General features: G+C 53.0%; 8 protein-coding genes. 2 read left to right on the forward strand and 6 right to left on the reverse strand.

The genetic code is table 11. From position 1 onward, the window contains the following. Positions 1 to 56 precede the first annotated feature (56 nt). Positions 57 to 1205, reverse strand: coding sequence for an alpha-hydroxy acid oxidase (locus tag QE270_RS02975; protein WP_300034938.1), 1149 nt, complete (start codon positions 1203 to 1205; stop codon positions 57 to 59). A 163-nt stretch (positions 1206 to 1368) separates the two neighbouring features. On the opposite strand from QE270_RS02975, the gene QE270_RS02980 reads away from it, so the two are divergent. After that, positions 1369 to 2154 (forward strand): 3-hydroxybutyrate dehydrogenase, encoded by a 786-nt coding sequence (locus QE270_RS02980; RefSeq protein WP_300034941.1) that lies wholly within the window; start codon positions 1369 to 1371, stop codon positions 2152 to 2154. 28 nt (positions 2155 to 2182) lie between these two features. On the opposite strand, the gene QE270_RS02985 is transcribed toward QE270_RS02980, so the two are convergent. The 3 genes from QE270_RS02985 to QE270_RS02995 all read right to left on the reverse strand — a co-directional run bounded on the left by QE270_RS02985 (position 2183) and on the right by QE270_RS02995 (position 4522). Beyond that, positions 2183 to 2596, reverse strand: coding sequence for a hypothetical protein (locus QE270_RS02985; RefSeq protein WP_300034944.1), 414 nt, complete (start codon positions 2594 to 2596; stop codon positions 2183 to 2185). Between the two features lie 153 nt (positions 2597 to 2749). Further along, complete coding sequence (locus QE270_RS02990) at positions 2750 to 2908, reverse strand: hypothetical protein (protein WP_300034947.1); 159 nt, start codon at positions 2906 to 2908, stop codon at positions 2750 to 2752. A gap of 12 nt (positions 2909 to 2920) precedes the next feature. Further along, positions 2921 to 4522: an isocitrate lyase gene (locus tag QE270_RS02995; RefSeq protein WP_300034950.1), complete on the reverse strand. Its 1602-nt coding sequence runs from the start codon at positions 4520 to 4522 to the stop codon at positions 2921 to 2923. A gap of 153 nt (positions 4523 to 4675) precedes the next feature. Here QE270_RS02995 and QE270_RS03000 point away from each other — a divergent pair, with 153 nt between their 5' ends. Beyond that, positions 4676 to 6091 (forward strand): short-chain fatty acyl-CoA regulator family protein, encoded by a 1416-nt coding sequence (locus QE270_RS03000; RefSeq protein ID WP_300034953.1) that lies wholly within the window; start codon positions 4676 to 4678, stop codon positions 6089 to 6091. A 215-nt stretch (positions 6092 to 6306) separates the two neighbouring features. On the opposite strand, the gene QE270_RS03005 is transcribed toward QE270_RS03000, so the two are convergent. Both QE270_RS03005 and QE270_RS03010 read right to left on the reverse strand, forming a co-directional pair. Next, complete coding sequence (locus QE270_RS03005; RefSeq protein WP_300034956.1) at positions 6307 to 6648, reverse strand: GntR family transcriptional regulator; 342 nt, start codon at positions 6646 to 6648, stop codon at positions 6307 to 6309. Between the two features lie 57 nt (positions 6649 to 6705). Next, a partial coding sequence (locus QE270_RS03010; protein WP_366142251.1) for a nitroreductase occupies positions 6706 to 7284 on the reverse strand: 579 nt, incomplete at its 5' end.

The following is a 7284-nucleotide window of genomic DNA, read 5'->3' on the forward strand; positions in this document are numbered from 1 at the left end:
TGGCTTAGCCCGCCAAAGCCAAGCGCAATCGGCTTTTGGTTCCTGATCAGTTAAGCTCAGCGCCAGCGAAGCATCGATCGCTCAAGTTCCGATACCGACTTAACGCCCATTAGCCGCATGTCGCGGGCAATTTCATCATGCAACTTGCCGACGATGCGCTCCACGCCAGGTTGCCCAGCTGCGGCCAATGCATAAAGATAGAGCCGCCCACCTGAACAGGCAGTTGCGCCAGCGGCAAGGGCTTTCAAAACATGGCTTCCGCGCTGCACCCCGCCATCGCAAATGATGTCGATTTTACCAACCACGGCGTCGGCGATTTCAGCTATTTGGTCAAATGGCGAACGCGAACCATCCAATTGGCGGCCACCATGGTTTGAGATCATGATAGCAGTCGCGCCAATATCCACCGCCCGTTTTGCGTCGTCGACCGACATGATACCCTTTAGGCAAAATTCCCCGTCCCAGTCAGACCGGACCTTTTCAGCCATCTTCCAATCCATTGAGGTGTCGAGCATCGTGTTGAAATATTCTGCCACGGAAACCGCAACATTGGTGCCGGCATCCACATGTGTTTGCAAATTGGGTAGCGAGAATTTCTCTCGGAACATGTAATTCAGTGCCCACATCGGGTGGATGGCATAGCTTAGGACAGACTCGGGCGTAAAACGCGGCGGTGATGTAAACCCGCTGCGCAAACACCGTTCGCGGTTTCCGGAGACAATAGTGTCCACGGTCAAGGCAATCGCATCAAACTTTGCGGCCTTGCAACGTTCGATCATCGACGTGTTCAGACCCTTGTCCTTGTGGATGTAGAGTTGGAAAAGTTTGGGCGTTTTAATTTTCTCGCCCACCTCCTCGATGCTCACCGTGGCAAGCGAGGAGATGCCAAACCATGTATTGAACCGCTGCGCTACCGATGCAACGGCCCGTTCGCCTTGCCAGTGAAAAAGGCGTTGCAACGCCGTGGGTGAGAGCATCAGCGGCATATCAATGCGCTTTCCCATCACGGTGACGCCCATGTCGATGTCCGACACTCCGGCCAGGACATTGGGCACGAGGTCGCAATCGTCAAAGCTTGCGCTGTTGCGCAGCTTGGTCCGTTCATCGTCAGCAGCGCCGTCGATATAATTGAATATGGGTGACGGCAGACGCGCCTTCGCTAGACGGCGGAAATCGGCAACATTATGGCAATTATTCAAACGCATGAACGGCCTATGACATATCTTTTAGACAATTGCATGCATTAGGATTCTTCGTCTAAAATCCATGCGTGGACATGCTTTCGACGGGCGCTTGTCCTGCGTCAACATTGCGTTTAGCGTTGCAAAGCGCACGTAAAGCTCACCTTAAATACAAAGGCACTCCTCGATGTTCCTCAAAGACAAAACAGCACTCATTACCGGATCTACCTCAGGCATCGGGCTTGGCTATGCACGCGCCTTGGCGGCACAAGGTGCGCACGTAATGATCAATGGCTTTGGCGATAGGGATGTTATCGATGGCTATGTCGCCGAACTGGCTGAATCTAGCGGCGGAAAGGCCATGTATTCTGCTGCCGACATGACCAAGCCGGAAGTGATCCGTGCCATGATGGCCGAGTGTGCAGAAAAGCTTGGTGCGCCTGACATATTGATAAACAATGCCGGGATACAGCATGTCGCGCCCGTTGATGAATTTCCCGAAGATAAATGGGACGCGATTATGTCGATCATCCTGTCTTCGGCATTCCACACGACAAAGGCAGCGTTACCCGCGATGAAGGCAAAAGGCTGGGGCCGCATCATTAACACAGGTTCCATGCACAGTCTGGTCGCTTCGCCATTTAAGTCGGCTTATAATGCCGCAAAGCATGGCCTTGCAGGTTTTACAAAGACTGTGGCGCTTGAGGTGGCGACGCAAGGGATAACGGTGAACAATATCTGCCCCGGATATGTTTGGACGTCTTTGGTGGAAAACCAAATCCCGGATACCATGAAGGCACGTGGGTTGACCCGGGATCAAGTGATCAATGATGTGCTGTTGGCCAATCAGCCGCAGAAGAAATTTGTGCAGGTTGAACAACTGGCGGCATTAGCGGTGTTTTTGTGCCGTGAAGAGGCAAGTGCGATCACGGGCACGAACCTCTCGGTCGATGGCGGGTGGACTGCGCAGTAACAATTGCGTCTGTGACAATAGGTGAAGCTTATTGGTCGATCATCGCTTTATCGGCACTCGATGTATCAGTTGGAGTGGCCGCCCCTGGCATCGCAAAGGCAGTGGGAGTGAAGCTGCCGGTGCTGCTTTGTCCAGCATCGGGGTTTGCAGCACTGGTTTGCATAGAAGTCCCAAATGGCATGCCAAAGTTGGGCTGCGTTGGGTTGCCATCGATGGTCGGCGCGCCGATTTGGAAATCGCTGCCTGGGTCTGCATTGAATTGGACAGGAACGGGATCCGGCGCAGGCAAAGGAAGTTGAAGTGTATTTTCCGGTACTGACGCAATGCTTTGTGCGGGCGCTTTTTGGGCTTTTGGTATCAGAGGGTCGTTATCTGGAATGACCATCGCGATCAGTCCAGCGACCAACAAAACTCCCAATAGCACTTTTAGTCTATTATCCACGCGACCCAGCCCGTCTGTGTTCGACGAGGGCAATAATAGGTTGGCGTTAACAAAATATGAGCGACGAAAGTCGTGCCATATAAAAAACCGCCGGCATCGCTGCCGGCGGTCAGGTGTTTTTCCTCCCCAGGAAAACTCTTTAAATGCTATAGATTACTTCCCGCCAGCGCTGCCTAACCGGTGGTAAAGTCGCGCAAATTTGACGGATTCTGGCTTATCCTGAATAACTTCAAGATAATAGACCAATGCTTGACGCAATAAGGTCAAATCTTCAGTCGAAAGCACAGCGCGTGCGCGTGGAGGTTCGCTCATTTCAATCGCTCCTTACGCGCCTTGGCCAAACTGGTTCATTGTGTTGTCTTTGCCACCAGCTTTCAGCGCGGCTTCGCCAGCAAAATATTCCTTATGGTCATCACCAATGTCGGAACCTGACATATTCTGGTGCTTCACACAGGCGATGCCTTGGCGGATTTCCTTGCGTTGAACGCCGGCCACATAGCCAAGCATCCCCATTTCGCCGAAATAATCCTTGGCGAGGTTGTCGGTGCTGAGCGCTGCCGTATGGTAGGTTGGCAGGGTAATGAGATGGTGGAAAATGCCGGCGCGCTTTGCTGAATCGCGCTGGAAGTTCTGGATGCGCACATCGGCTTCAATTCCAAGTGCAGTGTCATCATAACTTGCGCTCATCAGATTTGCGCGTTCGTAGGCGGAAACATCTTGTCCTTCAGCGGACCATGCATCAAACACCTGCTGACGGAAATTCAGCGTCCAATTGAAGCTTGGCGAGTTGTTGTAGGCAAGCTTTGCATTTGGAACGACTTCGCGAATGCGGTCTACCATGCCTGCAATTTGCTCAATATGCGGCTTTTCCGTTTCGATCCAGATGAGGTCCGCGCCATTCTGAAGCGAGGTGATGCAATCCAATACGCAGCGATCTTCGCCAGTGCCGGAGCGGAACTGGAACAGATTGGAGGGCAAGCGCTTTGGACGCAACAGCTTTCCGTTGCGGTTCAAAATGACATCGCCATTTTGGGCCGTGGCGGGGTCAATTTCCTCGCAATCGAGGAAGCTATTGTACAAGTCGCCCAAGTCGCCAGCAGCGGTTGAAACGGCGATTTGCTTGGTTAGGCCCGCACCAAGCGAGTCTGTACGTGCAACGATGATGCCGTCTGGAACGCCAAGTTCTAAGAAAGCGTAACGGCACGCGCGAATTTTCTGCAAGAAATCTTCATGAGGCACGGTGACTTTGCCGTCTTGGTGGCCGCATTGCTTTTCGTCGGAAACTTGATTTTCGATCTGCAAAGCGCATGCGCCGGCTTCGATCATTTTCTTTGCGAGCAAATATGTGGCCTCGGCGTTGCCAAAGCCTGCATCTATGTCGGCAATAATGGGTACGACATGCGTTTCGTGGTTCTCGATTTTGGCCATGGTGGCCGCCTCGCGCGCCGCATCATTTTGGCTGCGGGCGTCGTCGAGGTCACGGAACAAAATGTTGAGTTCGCGGCTATCAGCTTGGCGCAGGAACGTATAAAGTTCTTCAATGAGCGCTGGTACGCTTGTCTTTTCATGCATGGACTGATCAGGCAGTGGGCCGAACTCACTTCGCAAAGCGGCAATCATCCAACCTGACAGATACAAATACCGCTTTTTGGTTGTGCCAAAATGCTTCTTAATGGAGATCATTTTTTGCTGGGCTATGAACCCGTGCCAGCAACCGAGGGACTGCGTATATTGTGCAGGGTTGGCATCATATGCAGCCATGTCATTGCGCATGATCTCGGCCGTATAGCGCGCAATGTCGAGACCGGTCTGGAAACGGTTTTGCAACTGCATCCGCGCTACAGATTCCGCGCTGATGGAATCCCATGTTCCCTTGTGCGCAGAAATATGCGCGTTGGTTTCGGCGATGAGTGACTGGTACGACATTGACAATTCCTTTTTGTCGAAGGGAGGATAGACGTTAGTGCCTCACCTCAAACCATGTGAATAACGAGTCAATTTTGTAATATTTGTTGTATTATTGTATGAATAAGCTACCGTTTGTTTGTCGTTATGTAACTTTATTGACAAAGGTTGGTCATGGCAGAAGAAAAGTTATTTGCGGGGCATTCTGTCCGCAGGATCCGCCGAGCCAATGGCTTAACGCAAGGTGCTATGGCTGAAGCCTTAGCAATTTCGCCGTCTTATCTTAATTTGATTGAGCGTAATCAGAGGCCGCTGACGGCAACGCTGCTTCTAAAACTTGCCCAATCTTATGATTTCGATCCTCGTACGTTAACGGGCACAACCCCGGGCGGCGGGGTGGATGCCATCCGCCGAAGGCTTAACGACCCTATGTTTACAGACCTCGATATTGACCGCGCTCAGGTAGAAGAATGGATCGCTGCCAGCCCTGATGCAGCAGAGGCGTTTGCCCGATCCTTTGACCGTCTGTCGGGCGGGTCGTATGGCGGAGCAGGCGGCGGGCAAATTGGTGGACATGGCGAGCCAGAGGCTATTGCGTCGGCCCGGCGTGAAATTGAGCGTTGGCGCAACCATTTCGCCGATTTGGACTCGCAAGCAGAGAGCCTTGCTGACGAGTTGCGCCTTGCTAATGCGGACATTTACGGCGCGATCACCGAACGATTACGCGTGAAGCATCAGCTTTCCATGCGCATTCTGCCATTTGATGTCATGCCTGACCGATTACGGCGGCTCGACCTTCATGCGCGGCAGCTTCAACTATCTGAACTCCTTGACCCGGCCAGCCGTACTTTCGCGGCCGCCTTGCAACTTGGTATGTTGGAAGCCAAGGCGGAAATTGACGCTTTAGTTGCTGGTGCATCCTTTACCGAAAGAGCTGCCGAACGCCTGTATAGGCGGCATTTGAGTAGCTATTTTGCAGCAGCCGTCATGATGCCTTACGTGCGTTTTCTGCGCGCATGCGAGGCAACGGGCTATGATATCGTGTTGCTGCAACGCCGCTTTGGCGCTGGTTTTGAACAGATTGCCCACCGCCTAACGACATTGCAAAGGGTAGGGCAGCGTGGTCTGCCTTTCTTCATGCTGCGGATTGATCGCGCGGGGCAGAGCAGTAAACGCTATGCTGGGGCAAGCGCCTCACCATTGGTGGAAACGGATCGCCGATGCCCCTTATGGCAAGTGCATACTGTATTTGCACGGCCAGGAACCCTTATGCCGCATCTGGTCGAACTGGAGGATCAAAGCCGCTGGTTCACTTTGTCGCGAACTGTTCACCCACAAACCGCGGTAAGCGGCGGGATCGAAGCAGAGTTTGCCATTTGTCTTGGTATTGATGCCAAGTTAGCTGCACCATTGGCTGCTGCGCGTGGGCTTGACCTTAACAACGGAGCCGCAACCGCTATTGGTCTTGGCTGCTCTGCCTGCACCCGCCCTGATTGTCCACAGCGCAGCGCACCGCCAGCAGGACGCGTGCTTGTATTCAACGAACGCGAAAGAGGCATGTCGCCCTTCACATTCGACCGGAATAGCTAGTCTGTTGGGAAATCGCGCACTTTTTGGCTACTGCCGCGCGGTAGGATCAACACTTCATTTCCGTTTGCAACAATGAGCAAGTCGTCAACATTATGCACCGAAACGCGGATGCCATGCGCGTGAATAAGGTTGCCGCTGCTTTGATGGAGACGAATAGCGCTGATTCTTCTCGCAATTTTATCTTCAGCGGTATCGTTAAGCCTTAATTGCAGGGGCTAATTGAGCGCAAGTAATTCTGTCGGATCAATTCCCGCACGCTGCATCTGCGCTTTCACGTCTGGCCAAATATTCTGCACGAAATTTTCACGTTCAAAGCTGCGCAATTTCGCAGTTGCGCCGCTGGCTACGAACAGGCCTACGCCGCGCTTCACGTCTACCAGGCCGCTGTCTTGAAACAATTGATAAGCTTTAGCGACCGTAAGCGGGTTGGCACCTTGATCTGCCGCGAAAGCGCGCACGGAAGGAAGCATCTGACCCTCTTTATAATTACCATCAAGAATGGCAGTCGCAATCACGTCACGCAATTTCAAGTAGACCGGCTTTACATCGTTTTTCATTACATGCTTACTGCCATAATACACTATGGCGCGTCAAGCATGCCTAAATCCCTTTAGTCAGGGCCACTGACGGATAATGTCTCCGGCTATGGGCCGAGGACGCTCTTCTAGTGCAAGCGCAGGGGTTCCGATAAAGAACATGCCCGCGATCCTCTCCTCGTCTAGACAAAGGCTGTCGCGAACCATGGGATCGTAACTGGCCCACCCTGTAATCCAACTTGCTACAAAGCCGTGCGCATGTGCCGCGTGGATCAGGTTCATGGCGACTGCGCCAACGCTCAATTGTTGCTCCCAAAGCGGGATCTTTACGCTTGGTTGCGGGGCAAACATTAAGACGACGAGGGTTGGGGCCATCTGCGCCGACGCTATGGCCGCTTCTAACTGCGCGGGCCGGGCATTTGGATTGGCAGCAAGGAAGGCCTTTGTAAGCAGTTCGGTAAAAGCTTCGCGGTTGGTGATTTCGACAAAACGCCACGGGAATAACTTCCCATGATCGGGTGTGCGCATTGCGGTTTGTAAGATCCGGTCGAGCGTTGGCGCGTCTGGGCCAGGGGTAACCATGTCGCGTGGTTTGCCAGAGCGACGTGTTTCCAAATAGGCGGTTACAGAAGAAAGATCGTTGAACATTCCGCTCCC

This window comes from Sphingorhabdus sp. (assembly GCF_029865925.1).
Classification (GTDB): Bacteria; Pseudomonadota; Alphaproteobacteria; order Sphingomonadales; family Sphingomonadaceae; genus Sphingorhabdus_B.

Excerpts from the sequence above, each read along its gene's own strand:
- QE270_RS02975 (WP_300034938.1), bottom strand. The coding sequence starts at position 1,205 with ATGCGTTTGAATAATTGCCATAATGTTGCCGATTTCCGCCGTCTAGCG.
- QE270_RS02990 (WP_300034947.1), bottom strand. The coding sequence starts at position 2,908 with ATGAGCGAACCTCCACGCGCACGCGCTGTGCTTTCGACTGAAGATTTG.
- QE270_RS02995 (WP_300034950.1), bottom strand. The coding sequence starts at position 4,522 with ATGTCGTACCAGTCACTCATCGCCGAAACCAACGCGCATATTTCTGCG.
- QE270_RS02980 (WP_300034941.1), top strand. The coding sequence starts at position 1,369 with ATGTTCCTCAAAGACAAAACAGCACTCATTACCGGATCTACCTCAGGC.
- QE270_RS03005 (WP_300034956.1), bottom strand. The coding sequence starts at position 6,648 with ATGAAAAACGATGTAAAGCCGGTCTACTTGAAATTGCGTGACGTGATT.
- QE270_RS03000 (WP_300034953.1), top strand. The coding sequence starts at position 4,676 with ATGGCAGAAGAAAAGTTATTTGCGGGGCATTCTGTCCGCAGGATCCGC.